Origin of the sequence: Streptomyces sp. NPDC058674 (assembly GCF_042716505.1) — a bacterium.
GTDB lineage: Bacteria > Actinomycetota > Actinomycetes > Streptomycetales > Streptomycetaceae > Streptomyces.
This window is the reverse complement of record NZ_JBHXSC010000059.1, coordinates 15,677-30,392: the sequence shown is the minus strand read 5'-3', so window position 1 is coordinate 30,392 and position 14,716 is coordinate 15,677. Positions and strand designations below refer to the sequence as shown.

General features: G+C 71.9%; 14 protein-coding genes and 1 pseudogene. 9 read left to right on the top strand and 6 right to left on the bottom strand.

Annotated elements, in window-relative coordinates; genetic code table 11:
* The first annotated feature begins 389 nt into the window (after positions 1 to 389).
* The 3 genes and pseudogenes from ACFWU6_RS25745 to ACFWU6_RS25735 all read left to right on the top strand — a co-directional run.
* The gene (locus ACFWU6_RS25745) at positions 390 to 806 is read left to right on the top strand and encodes a CBS domain-containing protein (protein WP_383804507.1); all 417 of its coding nucleotides are present in this window, start codon (positions 390 to 392) and stop codon (positions 804 to 806) included.
* Positions 807 to 1,129: 323 nt separating this feature from the next.
* Positions 1,130 to 1,480 (top strand): PRC-barrel domain-containing protein, encoded by a 351-nt coding sequence (locus ACFWU6_RS25740; RefSeq protein ID WP_383804505.1) that lies wholly within the window; start codon positions 1,130 to 1,132, stop codon positions 1,478 to 1,480.
* A 414-nt stretch (positions 1,481 to 1,894) separates the two neighbouring features.
* Positions 1,895 to 2,078 (top strand): annotated as a pseudogene (locus ACFWU6_RS25735) (ATP-binding cassette domain-containing protein); the annotation flags it as partial.
* A gap of 25 nt (positions 2,079 to 2,103) precedes the next feature.
* On the opposite strand, the gene ACFWU6_RS25730 reads toward ACFWU6_RS25735, so the two are convergent.
* On the bottom strand, positions 2,104 to 3,798 hold the full coding sequence (locus tag ACFWU6_RS25730) for an alkaline phosphatase D family protein (protein WP_383983292.1): 1,695 nt from the start codon (positions 3,796 to 3,798) through the stop codon (positions 2,104 to 2,106).
* A 229-nt stretch (positions 3,799 to 4,027) separates the two neighbouring features.
* Positions 4,028 to 4,492 (bottom strand): hypothetical protein, encoded by a 465-nt coding sequence (locus ACFWU6_RS25725; protein WP_383983290.1) that lies wholly within the window; start codon positions 4,490 to 4,492, stop codon positions 4,028 to 4,030.
* 235 nt (positions 4,493 to 4,727) lie between these two features.
* Between ACFWU6_RS25725 and ACFWU6_RS25720 the strand changes: the two genes are divergently transcribed.
* Positions 4,728 to 6,104, top strand: a complete 1,377-nt coding sequence (locus ACFWU6_RS25720; protein WP_383983288.1) for an APC family permease — start codon at positions 4,728 to 4,730, stop codon at positions 6,102 to 6,104.
* Positions 6,105 to 6,157: 53 nt separating this feature from the next.
* Here the strand turns inward: ACFWU6_RS25720 and ACFWU6_RS25715 are convergent, their stop codons facing one another.
* Positions 6,158 to 6,415, bottom strand: coding sequence for a WhiB family transcriptional regulator (locus ACFWU6_RS25715; protein ID WP_383804499.1), 258 nt, complete (start codon positions 6,413 to 6,415; stop codon positions 6,158 to 6,160).
* A gap of 167 nt (positions 6,416 to 6,582) precedes the next feature.
* Here ACFWU6_RS25715 and ACFWU6_RS25710 point away from each other — a divergent pair, with 167 nt between their 5' ends.
* From ACFWU6_RS25710 to ACFWU6_RS25700, 3 genes are all read left to right on the top strand, one after another.
* Positions 6,583 to 6,846, top strand: coding sequence for a hypothetical protein (locus tag ACFWU6_RS25710; RefSeq protein ID WP_383804497.1), 264 nt, complete (start codon positions 6,583 to 6,585; stop codon positions 6,844 to 6,846).
* A gap of 185 nt (positions 6,847 to 7,031) precedes the next feature.
* Entirely contained in the window at positions 7,032 to 7,505 is a 474-nt protein-coding gene (locus ACFWU6_RS25705; RefSeq protein ID WP_383804495.1) for an MSMEG_6728 family protein, read from the top strand.
* A 181-nt stretch (positions 7,506 to 7,686) separates the two neighbouring features.
* Positions 7,687 to 8,292: a GPP34 family phosphoprotein gene (locus ACFWU6_RS25700; protein ID WP_383983287.1), complete on the top strand. Its 606-nt coding sequence runs from the start codon at positions 7,687 to 7,689 to the stop codon at positions 8,290 to 8,292.
* A gap of 73 nt (positions 8,293 to 8,365) precedes the next feature.
* Here the strand turns inward: ACFWU6_RS25700 and ACFWU6_RS25695 are convergent, their stop codons facing one another.
* The 3 genes from ACFWU6_RS25695 to ACFWU6_RS25685 all read right to left on the bottom strand — a co-directional run bounded on the left by ACFWU6_RS25695 (position 8,366) and on the right by ACFWU6_RS25685 (position 10,627).
* The gene (locus tag ACFWU6_RS25695) at positions 8,366 to 9,796 is read right to left on the bottom strand and encodes a protein kinase (protein ID WP_383983285.1); all 1,431 of its coding nucleotides are present in this window, start codon (positions 9,794 to 9,796) and stop codon (positions 8,366 to 8,368) included.
* 83 nt (positions 9,797 to 9,879) lie between these two features.
* Entirely contained in the window at positions 9,880 to 10,230 is a 351-nt protein-coding gene (locus tag ACFWU6_RS25690; RefSeq protein ID WP_383804489.1) for a hypothetical protein, read from the bottom strand.
* Positions 10,231 to 10,363: 133 nt separating this feature from the next.
* Positions 10,364 to 10,627, bottom strand: a complete 264-nt coding sequence (locus ACFWU6_RS25685) for a hypothetical protein (protein WP_383804487.1) — start codon at positions 10,625 to 10,627, stop codon at positions 10,364 to 10,366.
* Between the two features lie 263 nt (positions 10,628 to 10,890).
* Here ACFWU6_RS25685 and ACFWU6_RS25680 point away from each other — a divergent pair, with 263 nt between their 5' ends.
* Both ACFWU6_RS25680 and ACFWU6_RS25675 read left to right on the top strand, forming a co-directional pair.
* Entirely contained in the window at positions 10,891 to 12,852 is a 1,962-nt protein-coding gene (locus ACFWU6_RS25680) for an acyl-CoA dehydrogenase (RefSeq protein WP_383983283.1), read from the top strand.
* Between the two features lie 425 nt (positions 12,853 to 13,277).
* Positions 13,278 to 14,711 carry an APC family permease gene (locus ACFWU6_RS25675; RefSeq protein ID WP_383983313.1) on the top strand — a complete coding sequence of 478 codons (1,434 nt, stop codon included), beginning with the start codon at positions 13,278 to 13,280 and terminating at the stop codon, positions 14,709 to 14,711.
* The last annotated feature ends 5 nt before the right edge of the window (positions 14,712 to 14,716 follow it).

Here is a 14,716-nt window from a genome sequence, read left to right as displayed (position 1 = left end):
CGTGGCGTACGACCACCCATCGCCGCAGGACCCGGCCCCGGACCACCCGGCGGTGCGCGCCGGCGGACAGCCGCGCCTGTTCCCGTCTGCGTCGCGGCCCGGCGGTCGCGCGCACGGAGCCCAACCGGTCCGGAAGCTCCCCGGGGTGGATGCCCGCCACGAACACGATGTCCGGCTGCACGAGCGGTGCGGGCTCGGGTCCGCCTAGTCCGCCGCTCTCGAAGATGAAAACGGCGTATGCCCCGTAGGAGTTCGGGACGGGCGGGGGTGGTTGTGGGGTGAATGTCGTTACCTGTCGGGGGCAACGGGCACCCATAGGCCCGTGACCGGTCCGCCTGAGCGGGGGGCCGGCCCGCACCCGTGCAGGCGAGGACGAAGGAGTACGGCAGATGACGAAGGCTCGCGACATCATGACGGCGGATGCGACGTGCATCGGCGCCCAGGAGACGGTGCTCGAAGCGGCGAAGAAGATGGCCCAGCTGCAGGTCGGCTCCCTGCCGATCTGCGGCACGGACGAGAAGCTCAAGGGCATGCTCACCGACCGGGACATCGTCGTGAAGGTCCTCGCGGCGGGCAAGGACCCGGCCGCGGTTACGGCCGGCGAACTTGCCCAGGGCGAAGCCGTCACCATCGGCGCCGACGACGACGCCGAGGAGATCCTGCGCACGATGGGCGCGCACCAGGTCCGCCGGCTGCCCGTCATCGATGGTCACACGCTCGTCGGCATCGTCGCCCTGGCCGACATCGCCCGCGCCCTGCCAGACACGAAGGTCGGCGACCTGCTTGAGGCGATCTCGCAGAACTGACCGCCCCGCCGCCCGGGCTCTTCGGCGGTGCGACATGCCGGGCCCGCGAAGAGCCGGTCTCCTTCCGGCCCTTCGCCTCGGCCGGCGCCGCCGGCGGGCCACGGCGGATGCGCCTGGTCTCGTGCATGACCGGGTAGCGCCGTGTGGGCCGTGTCCAGTTTCGATCGGCTGTGGCGCGGGGGACGTCTCCCGTCTGGGTGGCAGCTGTGGCGGTTGGCGTAGCCCCGTGCTTTGGCCGGGCGGGCAGCGGGCAGGGATGGCGAGCCGCGGCCCCGAACACCGGCGGCCTGGCGACCACCACCCCCGTCCAGAAGGAGAAGACCATGACTGAAATGTGGAGCTACAACCCGGAGTCGCATTACACGCCCGGCACCAGCCTGGCCGGCTTCAAGGTCGAGGCCAGCGACGGGCACATCGGCAAGGTCGACGAGGCCACCGAGGAGGTCGGCTCCTCCTACATCGTCGTCGACACCGGCCCGTGGATCTTCGGCAAGGAAGTTCTCCTGCCCGCCGGCACCGTCGTACGCGTCGACATGAAGGAGGAGGAGATCCAGGTCAACCTGACCAAGGAGCAGATCAAGAACTCCCCTGAGTACGACAAGGACAAGCACCGCGGCGATGCCGCCTACCGCGACGAGGTCGGCCAGTACTACGGCCGTAACATCGGTATCTGACCCCACGCCGTCGCTGCCGCCGGAGGGCTGCGTCGCAAGGGGCTGAACCGTTGGCAGGACGGTGGATTCCAGCGGGGGACCGGAGGTGTGACCGGAAGCGGGAGCCTGGCAGATCGGACACGCCACGTTGTCCCTGGTCAGTTCCGGTGGATCAGTCTCCCCGCGACGATGGCACCTCCTACCCCGTGATGGCTTAGGAGAGGCCTTACGCCGCAGCGGTCCAGCTGCCCGCGCATGATGTCGGGCATGATGTCGGGAGAGCCGACGACACGGCGCACGGCCGTCTCGTCCAGGACGACCCACAGGGCAGCGTACGGCGTGAGGTACGACCACCTCCGGGCTCAGGCCCTGATCCTGCCCGCGCCCGCCGGTTCGTCACGGCGGGGAAGCCACGGAGCCGCTGGATCGCTCCTCATGACCAACGCGGCCATCCCGGCGACCGGGCTGCGCAAGTCCTACGGCGACACGAAGGTCCTCGACGGCCCGAACGGCGTCGGCAAGACCACCGCCGTCAACATCCTCTCCACCCTCATCACCGCCGACGCCGGCGAACTGCAACGAACTGCACGTAGGCGGCCACGACCTGGCCGCCACCCCGGATGAGGGCACCACCCGGCGGGTCGTCAACTTCCGTCCGTCAGACTCCGGTCGATGACACCGATGAGCCGCGCTCCCGTGCGGTCGGTCCCGCGGCGCCCCTGCTTCGCACCCGCCGAGGCCATTTCCAGCCGCAGCCGCGCCGTACGTCCGCGCAGTGTCAGCGTCATCAACTGATTGCCGAACCACGGTCCGCCGCTGCGCTCCCACCGGATCACCGGTCTCGCGACCCGTCCATGGCGGGCGAGGAGATGCCCGATGCTGTTGGCGAGCCGGCTCCAGCCGAAACGGAATCCGGCCCGTATGGCTGTGGGCACCGAGTTGTGCAGCGGTGAGCAGGTGAACTGGAAGACGCGGGAGCGCGGCTGCTGTCCGGCGGTCCAGACGGGCTCTGCCACATACGCGTGGTGAACGTCCCCGGAGAGCACGCACACCGTCGCCGGGGCGGCGTCGGCCCTCCCCACCTCGGCGATCGTCTCCGTCAGCCTTTCGAACGACGAGGTGAACGCCGCCCAGTGCTCCAGGTCCGCCCGCCGACGCAGCCACTCACCGAAGCGCGCCCAGCGCGGCCCGCGTTCGCCCCGGCAGAGCGCCGCGTGCCAGCCCTCCGCGAAGTGGACCATCGGGGGCAGCAGCCAGGGGAGCGACGTCCCGACCAGCAGGTGGTCGACGCCGCCGGGGTCGTCGAACGCCTGCGTCCGCAGCCAGGCCGCCTCCTCGGCGTCCAGCATCGTCCGGTGCTGCTCCTCGAGCACCCGCGCGGCCCTGGTGTCGACCATCAGCAGCCGGGTACGACCGAAGTCCCTGCGGTAGCTCCAGCGCACCGTCGCCGGGTCGGCGTCGGCGCGTTCGGCGAATGCCCGCAGCACCTCCGTGCCGTCGCCGGCCGCCAGTACCGCCGCGTACACCGTGTCCTCGGCGAGCTCAGCGGGGGAGAGGTTCCCCAGGTGCTGGTAGACCCAGTACGACATCAGGCCGCTGGTGATCCGCTCGTGCCACCAGGGCGTTGCCCTCATGTCGGCCACCCAGGCGGCGCTGGTGTTCCAGTCGTCGATGACGTCGTGGTCGTCGAAGATCATGCAGCTGGGTACGGTCGAGAGCAGCCAGCGCAGTTCGGGGTCGCCCCAGGACTCGTCGTAGAGGTGGGTGTACTCCTCGTAGTCGGCGACCTGGTCCGGCGGGGCGGCGGAGCCGGTGCCGGCGGCCCGCCGATGCCGGGCGATCCAGGCGCGGGTGTCTGCGGACGTCTCGTCCGCGTACACCTGGTCGCCGAGGAAGAGGAGGACGTCCGGACGCTCGGCCTCCGGGTCGGCGGCGAGCCGGGCGGAGAGGGTGTCGAGGACGTCGGGGCCCACGGGATCGGACTCGCCCACGGCAGGCGCCGCCCACCGGCACGAGCCGAAGGCGACCACCGCGCCCGACGCCGGGACCGGCGGCGTGCGGATGGTGCTGGGCGGTTGGGACGAGTCCGCGAGGGGCCACACCCGCTCGCCGTCGAGCAGCACCTCGTACGTCGTGGCAGACCCGGGGGCGAGTCCGGTCACGACCACCAGCGCGTAGTGGTGGCCGACGACGCAGAACGTGGGAGCCGAACCACCGGCGCCGCCCGGGCACCGGACCTCCGCCGTGCACGCCCGGTCGGTCTCGACCCACACCGTCGCGCTCGTGCCCGACTCCCAGTCCACGTGCCGCAGGAGCGGGCCCAGCCTCAGACCGGCCATCGCAAGTCTCCTTCCGGTGCTCCGCACGGTACGGAACGGCCGCTCCGTACAGTACTGAACGATCGCCCGGCCGGTTCCGACCTCGTGGACGGCGTCCGGGCTAAACCTGCGGCTGGTCACCGCCGAGCACATCACGAGCGAACTCGCCCGCCATACGGGCAACGCAGCCCGCGGGTTCACGCCGTGGAGGTAGCCCCCCTCGCTGGGTGGGGTCCCGCCGGGACGTCGGTCACGGCGTTGCCCGGTGCAGGGCCAGGGCGAAGGCGCAGGTGGTGACGGTGAGGACGACGATCGGCGGAGGCGGCAGGAAGAGGGCGGATATCGCCAGGCCGACGACCGAGGCGCCGAGGAGCGTCCACCCGAAGGCGGTGCGCCGCTCGACCAGGGCCGGGGAGTGCCGGGCGGCGAACAGGGCGAGGAGCGCACAGGAGACGACGAACAGGGCCATGACGGAACTCATGCCGTGGACGACGTCGAGGGTGGTGCGTTCCAGTCCCAGCAGCGTGGTGCTCGTCGCCCGCATGGCTGCCGAGGAGGCTTCCTGGTCCGGGCTCGGGTCGCCCCAGGCCGCCGCGGCGACCAGGGCGAGGTGGCCCGCGCCCAGCAGCAGGAAGCCGCCCGCCCCCACCGTGAAGGGTCGCATCGGCCCGGGCTGGGGCGTGCGCCGGAGGACGGAGGGGGCGGTCGCGCTCATGGTGACTCCTCGGGTCGGGCCAACCTCCCTCTACATCCGTAGAGGGGGAGGTGCATCGCACTCTACACCTGTAGAGCCGCGGCGGGTTGCCGGGCCCTCAGCCCCTCCTGCGGAAACGCCCCGTTTGAGCCCGCCCCTCCCCGGTCATCAGATCCACATCCCGACCGAAAAGGCGGCCCGCCGCGGTGTCCGCCACCGGCACCCGAGCGGCCCCACGACAGAACAGACGAGGCCGATGCCCTCCCGCTCCGCCCAGGCCGACCCCGACACCGCCGTCGGCACACCGCCGCGCAAGGTCCTCACCACACGCCTGCTGTACTTCTTCATCCTCGGAGACGTCCTCGGCGCCGGCGTGTACGTACTCATCGGAGAGGTGGCCGCGAAGTCGGGCGGCGCCGTCTGGGTCCCCCTCACGGTGGCCCTGCTCCTGGCGCTCCTGACCGCCGCTTCGTACGCGGAGCTCGCCACGAAGTACCCGCGGGCCGGCGGTGCCTCGTACTACGCCACACGCGCCTACGGGCCCGCCGTCGGGTTCTTCACCGGGTTCTGCATGCTGGCGGCGGGCACGGTGTCGGTCGCGGCGCTCGCCCGGGGCTTCGCGGGCGACTACCTCACCACAATCGTCAAACTGCCGGTCGTGCTCGTCGCCGTCGTCTTCCTCGCCCTCCTCGCGCTGTTGAACGCGCGCGGCATCCGCGAATCCACCCGGGCCAACACCGTCGCCACACTCGTCGAGACGGGCGGACTGCTGCTCGTCATCGTGCTCGGTGCGTGGATCGTCCTCCGGGGCGACGGCGACATCGGAAGGCTCACCCAGCTGGGCACGGACTCCGCCTCGCCCGTAGCCGCGGTGCTGGCAGGAGCGGTGCTCGCCTACTACTCGTTCGTCGGGTTCGAAACCTCGGTGAACGTGGCCGAAGAGACCCTCGACCCGGGGCGGTCATATCCGCGCGCCCTGTTCGGAGCACTCGTCACCGCGGGAGTCGTGTACGCCGCCGTGGGCGCGGCGGCCTCCGCGGCCGTGCCCACCGGCACGCTGGCCGCCTCCGACGGCCCGCTGCTCGAAGTCGTCCACGCCGCCGGCGCCGTACCGCCCCGCCTGTTCGCCTTCATCGCCCTGGTCGCCGTGGCCAACGGAGCCCTGCTCACTGGAATCATGAGCTCGCGACTGGCCTACGGCATGGCCCGGGAAGGGCTCCTCCCCGCGTTCCTCACCCGCGTCCTTCCGGCCCGGCGCACGCCCTGGGCGGCGATCGCCGCGACGACCGCGGTGTCCGCGCTGCTCGCGGTCACCGGTGAGATCGACGTCCTGGCCGGCACGCTCGTCCTTCTCCTGCTGGCCGTCTTCCTCATCGTGAACACCGCGGTCCTCGTCCTGCGACGCGACCGGTCGGCGGCCCCCGCCACGACCCACTTCCAAGCGCCCACGGTCGTACCCGTCCTCGGCGCCCTCTCGTGCGTCGTCCTGGCCACACAGATCGAGGGGACCGTGTGGATCCGGGGCGGGGTCCTGATGGGCGTGGGAGTGGCGCTCGGCCTCCTCGTGCTGTGGCGGCGGCGCCGCGGGGCGGCGCTGCCGGACGGGCCGCCCCGGCCGGAGGGCGACCACTGATCCGCGGGGCCCGTCCGGCAGGCACCGAAGACGACGCGGACTCCTTCCGCGGTTCAGTTGCCCGAGCGCAGACGGGCCGTCCTGGCCGCACGGCGCTTGGCAGCGCGCCGCTCATCCTCGGTCATGCCGCCGCAGATGCCCATGTCCTGGTTGCCGTCGAGGGCCCACTGAAGGCACTCGGCCATCACCGGGCAGCGGCGGCACACCGCCTTCGCCTGCTCGGCCTGGACCAAGGCCGGACCGCTGGTCCCTATGGGGAAGAACAGCTCCGGATCCTCTTGCCGACAGGCCGCCTCGTGACGCCAGTCCATGGCCGTGCCTCCATTCAGGTTGCCGGATGATTCCCCGCTCGCCTGACCGGCATCGGCCGATCCATGCGGGAGGGAGGCCAGTTGTCCCGTCTTTCTTGTTTTGGCCGACCGCGGCTTCTATTGCGTTGCGCGCGGGGTAGGCGGGTCCCATGTTCACCCATCGACGTGTGCGTACGACCGTGGTACTCCTGCTCAGTTGGGCAGCGCTGACAGGAGTGGAGAGGTGGGGCGAGGACGCGTCCTGGCGGGCGGCCCTCTTCAGCGGACTGCTGTGGGCCGCCGTGGTCACCGGAGCCTGGTGGTTCGCCGAATGGACCCAGATCCGCCCCCGGGGCACCCGGCACGCACGCGGTACGGGCACCGCTGCCCGCCCGTACACGGCTGTAGCGGAGGACGACCACGCCCTCTCGGACCGGCAGTCGGCGCCCTGAGGCAGGCGACCCCGTCCGAGGCACCGTCCTGCGTCCCCGCCGCGCCCATCTGGAACCGGGTCGGATGCCACGGCCGGGCCTAGACTGACTCCGGCGGAAAGGTCCGTGATGTCGCGGCCCGAGCCCTGCGGTCCCCGGCCGCGTACGACCCGGCCATCGACACGTGGCGAAGGAGATGCGGCTCCGTGCAGACCTTCCTTCCCTACCCTTCGTTCGAGGCGTCGGCGCAGGCGCTTGACGCACGGCGGCTCGGCAAGCAGCGGGTCGAGGCCGTACAGGTCCTGCGGGGGCTGATCGTCCCGGGATACGGATGGCGCAGGCACCCCGCGGTGCGGATGTGGGCCGGCTACGAGGAGGCCCTCGTCCGGTACGGCCTGGACATGTGCCGGGTGTGGACGGACGAGGGCCGGTCCGACACGTGCTCCACGACCCTGCTGAAGGACTTCCGGACGTGGCTGCCGGGAGGGAGCGTACGCACCCAGGAGGAGTTGGCGGCCGACGGGGACCTGCCGCCCTGGCTGGGCACAGCGGACTTCCACCGGAGCCACCAGTCCGCCCTGGTCCGCAAGGACCACGCCTTCTACCGCGACCGCTTCCCCGGCGTGCCGGACGATCTGGCGTACGTATGGCCCGGCTCCGACCGGGATTCGCAGACCTGACCGGCGCCGGCGTGCTCGGCGGACCGCCGGCGTCGGCGCAAGCACCGCGGCCCCGGGCTTCGGCCGCGCGGGTTGCGGTGATACTGATCGGGGCATCAGCCCCGCCGTCGGGCGCCGGCCGCGGGTGCGGGCCGGACCGGCGGAAGTGCACCTGCGTCGACGTCTTCGAGGGGAGCCGTTCATGACGACGGCGAAAGACCTGTTCATCATTGCCATGGACTCGGGATCGAAGCATTCCGTCGGCCAGGGCGACCTGTCGCTCGCCCTCGCGGGAGCCGAGCTGATCGATCTCATCGGCGCGGGAGCCGTCGCCGTGGACGGCGACACCATCGTGCCGGGCGAGGGGCCCGCGCCGGACGACCGGCTCGTGGGCGAGGCTGCGGCAGGTCTCACGCGGCAGCCCCCCTACGAGCGGGTCGAGGACTGGTTGTGGCGCCGGGGCCGAGACCTCTCGGCCGCGTACCAGGCCGGTTTGGAGGAGGACGGCGAGCTGACGCGGAAGCGGAGCGGCCGGTCGCCCTTCGGCTCGGCACGCGTGGAACCGGTCGATACGCCCGCGCGCCGCCGGGCAGCCTCCCGCTGGGAGGAGGCGGAACCCGTCCTGGCCGCCCTGGCCTCGGCCGTGGGCATCGACGGCGGACGGCCGGACGACGAGCCCGGCTTCGACGACGAGGGGGTGACGACCGTGGTGGCCGCCGTCCACGACGCGGTGATGGAGCTGGAAGCCGTACGCCAGCGGCGGTCCATCGAGAACGCGGCCTTCGCCAACCTCTGGCGCGGACCGTGAACCGGCTGCCGTAGGCCCTCCGGCCCGGCCGACGCGAGGCGAGAGAGACGGCCGGGGCGCGCCACGGCCCCGCTCAGTGGGAGGGTCCCTTGCCCTTCCTGCCTTTGGCCTTCCCCGGGTGGTCCTTCGATTTTGCCGCGGGAGGACGTGCTACCGGATGAGCGCTCACCGGCTGCCGGATGTCGGCGCCGGCGGGGGCGGTCGACGGCGGGGGGTGCGCAGTGGCCGACGACGCCACGGCTGTCGGCTGCGGGCTTTCGGGCACCGGCGGTGAGGACGGCTCGGGCCGGGGGGCTGCCGCCTCGGCCTTCTCCTGCGCGGGCGTCTGGTGGCGGAAGGGGGTGGGCGGCGCTGTCTCCCCGGCCGGAAGACCACCCAGCAGCAGCGTGCAGGCGCCGGCGACGCTCGCCACCGTGAGGCCCAGCACGGCCGCACGCCGACGGGTCGGGGCCCGCCGCGCCACCGGTGCGGGCGGCTGTCCGCGCCGGGCGGCATGCCGGGCGGCCGCGTGGGACGGCAGCGGTGAGCGGTGAGTGGAGGTGTCCGAGCGAGCTCCGTTCCGAGGGGCGGGGAGCGGCCCGTCGGGACCGGACCGCTCGGGCCGGCCCGTAGGCGACCGCGTCGGCCCGGCCGTGCTCGCGGTGACCGTCGTGCCCGCCCCGGACGAGGCGGCCGGTGCGTGCGCGACGTCCTGCAGGAGAAGGTGGACACGGGCGGCGTCGGGGCGTGCCGAGGGTTCCGGGTCGGTCATCGCCGTGAGCAGCCTGCCGAGGCCGTCCGGCAAACCCGCGGGCACCCGGGGCGGGTGCAGCAGGTGGGCGGTGCCCACCTCCACGGGCGTCCCCTGGTACTCGCGGTGGCCGGTGAGTGCTTCCAGGAGGGTCAGCCCCAGGGCGTAGACGTCGCCGGCCGGACTCGCGCCGTGGCCGAGGAACTGTTCGGGTGCCATGTAGGCGAGCGTGCCGACCAGCGTCTCGGAACCGCTGCGGGACCGGTCGTGGACGGTCCTGGACAGCCCGAAGTCGGCCAGGCGCGGGGAACCGTCGTGGTGCAGGAGGACGTTGGAGGGCTTCACGTCGTGGTGGACGATGCCATGGGCGTGGACGTGGTCCAGGGCAGAGGCGAGGTCCACGCCGAGCCGTGTCACCTGCACGGAGTTGAGCGGGCCGGCGTCTATCCGGGCCCGCAGGGTGACGCCGCAGATGAGTTCCGTGACCATGAAAGCGCCCTGGCCGTGGCGGCCGGCGTCGTAGACGGTGACGAGGGCGCGATGGGAGAGCCGGGCCAGGGTGCGTGCCTCGTCGCAGAAGGTCTCGGCGGTGACCGTGTCCGTGCCGGGGCGGAACACCTTGACGGCCACCTCGCGCCCCAGCACCTCGTCGGTGCCGCGGAAGACGTCCGCCGTACCGCCGGACCCTATGGGGGAGTGGAGTCGGTAGCGGCCCGCCAGCAGGGCATCGCCGTCGAACTGTGCTCCGTACGCGGGGACGGTCCGGGCCGGCATGCGGGGTCCTCCTCGACTCGCGGGCAGTGCCGCCCGCCTACCCGACGGGTGGCGCACTACACGCCGGCCACAACGGTGCGTCCCTACGCGGCCATCTCACCGGGATGCCCGGCGCCGCCCCGCATCGCCTCCGATACCGTGCCCCATACGGGGAGCCTGCTGTGCGACAGGAGCTGGCGCCTGGCCTCCGGAGCGGAGGCGACGAGGTCCAGGGACGCCCCGAGCTCCCGGCACCAGCGTTCGACGCGCAGAACGATGCTCAGGCTCACCGGCCCGACCGGAAGGCCGGCCATCTCCACGACGACCTGCCGGGGCCGGTACCCGCGCAGGAGTTCCTCGATCTCCCGCAGGGCCGAACCGCGACTGCTGACGTCGAGGTCCTCGTGCAGGCGGATGGTCAGAACACCGCTGTCGACTGCGTGGGTGACTACCACTGTCGGCCCCCTCCGGACGCGCTTGATTGGCTACCCTTCAAATGCCCCGAATCCGAGCCTCCACACCCCGCAATCGGCGATGCCGGAGCGCGTGTTCCTTGGATAGTGGGACATGCCGCTCTCCGGCCACGACTCAGGGGGTGTCGCCGTCCCAGAGGAACGAGCCCTCGGGGTCCACCTCGGAGGGGCTGTAGAGCGCACGCCCGCCAGGGCCGAACAGGCCGCGATCGGTGGCCAGGAGCACGCCGTCGGCCCGCTCCTGGTCGGGCAGGTTGGTGACGTCCAGGAGCTGGCCGTCGAGAGGACCGCCGGTCAGTCTCACGTACACCCGTCCCGGGGTCGGCCTGACCCAGTGGCCTTCGTCACCGCAGTACACCCGCTCGTCCATCGTGCTCATCCCGCCTGCCTGCCCTCCCCGGGAGCCGGGCCCCGTAGGCAGGTGGACCTGCGCGTGCCCGCTCCCGGGCGAACGCCGCCAGGGTGGCGGCGGCCCCGCTTCCGGAAGCCATCCTCTCACCAGGTCCTGTCGTCGAAGTAGCGCCGGTCAGGCCCGCGGTGTCCGGCGCCGCGCACCGTTGGCGGCGGTCCCGCGGCCCCCGCGCGGTTCCTGCCACTCCTCCGGCCCCGGTTGATCGTCTCCCGCCGGGGTAGCGGAGCGGCATGGCCTCCGAGAACACCCCCGCCCCCGCGACCCGTTACGCGCAGCCCGAGATCGACGTGCCGTCGCTGACCGCGGTGCTCGACGGCGAGTACGCCGAGATCCGCGACCTCGTCCGTACCAACCTGGCGACCTACGCCTCCGTCCTCGAGGAGGCCGACGAGCTCGGCATCGACGCGTTCCGCGAGCGGGTGCGGGAGATCGTCGTCAAGATGGCCGCGACGGGCCAGACCGGGATGGGCTTCCCCGCCGCGTACGGCGGGGGCGGCGACGTGGGGGCCTCGATCGCCGCGTTCGAGACGCTGGCCTTCGGCGACCTGTCGGTCCTGGTGAAGGTCGGCGTGCAGTTCGGACTCTTCGGCGGCGCGATCCTGCACCTGGGCACCGGGCGCCACCACGACGCCTACCTCCCGGACCTGATCACCGGGGAGCTCATGGGCTGCTTCGCGATGACCGAGACCGGGCACGGCTCCAACGTCCAAGCGCTCGGCACCGTCGCGACGTACGACGCCGCGAACCGGGAGTTCGTCATCACCACCCCCGACGACCAGGCGCGCAAGGACTACATCGGCAACGCGGCCCGCCACGCCGAACTGGCCGTCGTCTTCGCCCAACTGGAAGTGGACGGCCTGACCCGGGGCGTGCACGCCTTCGTCGTCCCCCTGCGGGTCGGCGGCGAGCCGGCGCCCGGCGTCCGGATCGAGGACGCCGGCCGCAAGATGGGGCTCAACGGTGTGGACAACGGCCGCATCTGGTTCGACGGCGTGCGGGTGCCGCGCGAGGCACTCCTCAACCGGTTCGCCGACGTCACCCCCGAGGGCGCCTACGAGAGTGCGATCGACGACCCGAACCGGCGCTTCTTCACCATGCTCGGCACCCTGGTCCAGGGACGGGTCAGCGTCGCCGGCGCCGGGATCAGCGTCGCCAAGGTCGCCCTGGCGGTCGCCACGAAGTACGCCGTGCGCCGGAGGCAGTTCGAGGCGGCCGCGGGCGCCGGGGAGCAGGTGCTCCTGGACTACGGCCTGCACCAGCGCCGCCTGCTGCCCCTCATCGCCCGGACGTACGCCCTGCACGTCGCGCAGGACGACGTGCGGACGCAGTTGCACGCGGTCTTCTCCGACATCGAGGACGACGCGCAGGCGCGGCGCCGGCTCGAATCCCGGGCGGCTGGCCTCAAGGCGCTCGGCACCTGGCACGCCACCCGGGTCGTCCAGGAGTGCCGCGAGGCGTGCGGCGGCGCCGGCTACCTCGCCGTCAACCGGTTCGCCGCCCTCAAGAGCGACAGCGACGTCTTCACCACCTTCGAGGGCGACAACCACGTCCTGCTGCAACTCGTGGCCAAGGGGCTCCTCACCGATCACGCGAGCGAGTTCGAGGACCTCGACCAGCTCGGCATGGTCCGCTACGTCACCGGCCTCGCCGTCGAGACGGTCCTCGAGCGGACGTCGGCCCACAAACTGCTCGAACGGGTGCGCGACCTGCTGCCCGGTGGCGACGAGTGGGACCGGGAGGCCGGCCTGCTCGACTCGGAGTACCAGCTCGCCATGGTCCGCTTCCGCGAGGAGCACATGCTCGCCGGCCTCGCCCGGCGGATCAAGCACGGGATCGACCAGAAGCGCGATCCCGGCACCGTCTTCTCACAGGTGCAGGACCACGTGATCGCGCTCGCCCGGGCGCACGTCGAGCGGCTGGTGACGGAGGCCTTCGTCGACAAGGTGCGCGCGCTGCCCGAAGGGGGCGAGAAGGCGGCGCTCGCCCTGCTCTGCGACCTGTTCGCCCTGTCGACGATCGAAGCGGACCGCGCCTGGTTCATGGAGCACGGGCGGCTGACCGTCCAGCGGTCCAAGGCGATCACCCGCGAGGTCAACGACCTCTGCCGCAAGGTGCGGCCCCTCGCGGTCGACCTCGTCGACGCGTGGGGCATCCCGTCCTCCGTGCTGCGCGCGCCGGACCTCGTGGGCTGACCCGCCCCGCAGGCCGCTCCCCGGGTGCGCCGCCTTCGACGACGCCTGCAGGGAGCGCAACGGCGCCGGCACGGGTCCGGTCGGCTGACAGCCCCGCTCGCCACCAGGGGGACGAAGCGGTGTGTGGGCCCGCAACGTCCCCTTCGTGCCCGACAACTCGTCGGCTCTGCCAGCCGATTACCGCACCACATGCCGATTGTGGTGTGCGTCACCTGCCGTGAGAGTGGGCGCCCTCACGACAGGAACGAGGAGCCATGAGCACGGATACCGGTGCGGGCGGCCGCGCGGCCGCCAGCGCAGATTCCACCGGCACGCCCCCGGGCACGGCCGACACGCCGGGCACAGGCGACACGCCGAGCACGGCCGGCGGCCCCCCGGTCCAGCGACTCAAGGCCAACTCCGTCGGCCTGGTCGGCGTCGTGTTCATGGCCGTGGCCACCGCGGCCCCCATCACGGCGATGACCGGCAACCTTCCCATCGCCGTCGGCTTCGGCAACGGCGTCGGCGCCCCGGCCGGCTACCTCTTCGCGACCGTCGTGCTCACCGTCTTCGCCGTCGGCTACGTGGCCATGGCCAAGCGGATCACCGCCGCCGGCGCCTTCTACGGATACATCTCGCACGGGCTCGGCCGGATCGCGGGCATGGCCTCCGGGATGCTCGCGGTCCTCGCGTACATCGTCTTCGAGGCATCGATCGTCGGTGTCTTCTCCTACTTCACCAAGACGACCGTCCACGACCAACTCGGCGTCGACCTGCCGTGGATCGCCTACGCGGCCGCCATGCTGGCGATCACCGCCGTCCTCGCCCACTTCGACATCAACCTCACGGCCCGGGCCCTCGGCGTGATGCTCGTCGCCGAGATCGCCGTCCTCTTCGCCGTGGCCACCGCCGTCCTGATCGCCGGAGGCGGCCCGGACGGCATCCCGATCGAACCGGTCAACCCGAGGAACGCCTTCACCGGCGCCTCCGCCGGACTGGGTCTCTTCTTCGCCTTCTGGTCCTGGGTCGGCTTCGAGTCCACCGCCATGTACGGCGAGGAGTCCCGCGACCCGAAGCGGGTCATCCCCAAGGCGACCCTGATCTCCGTCGTCGGTGTCGGCGTCTTCTATATCTACGTGTCCTGGATGACCATCGCCGGCAACGGCCTCACGGCATCCGTGGAACTGTCCGCCTCCGCCAGTCCCCTCGACCTGTTCTTCGCACCCACCCAGACCTTCATCGGCGCCTGGGCCGTCGACGCCTTCCAGTGGCTGCTCCTCACCGGCTCCTTCGCCTGCGGCATGGCCTTCCACCAGTGCGCCGCCCGCTACCTGTACGCCATCGGACGCGAGGGGTTCCTGCACCCGACCCTCGGTCGCACCCACGCCGAGCACGGCTCCCCGCACATCGCGTCGCTGGTCCAAACGGCCATCGCCACCGCCCTGGTCGCGCTGTTCTGGCTGACCGGCCAGGACCCGTACATCCACCTCTACACCCTGCTGGCGATCCTCGGCACGATGGCGATCCTCATCGTCCAGACCCTGTGCTCCTTCGCCGTGATCGGCTACTTCCGCAAGAACCACCCAGAGGACCGGCACTGGTTCCGCACCTTCACGGCGCCCCTGATCGGCGGGATCGCCATGGCGGCCGTGGTGGTCCTGCTGCTGGTCAACATGAAGACCGCGGCCGGACTCGCCGCGGACTCGTTCTTCTTCACCCTCATCCCCTGGATCGTCGGCACCGTCTTCTTCGGCGGACTCGCGCTGGGCCTGTGGCTGAAGGTCAAGGCCCCCCACCGCTACGAGATCATCGGCCGCGTGGTCCTCGAAGACGCCGCCGAGCGCACCGATGCTCCCGCTCCCTCCTCCCCGCACATCTGAGAAGG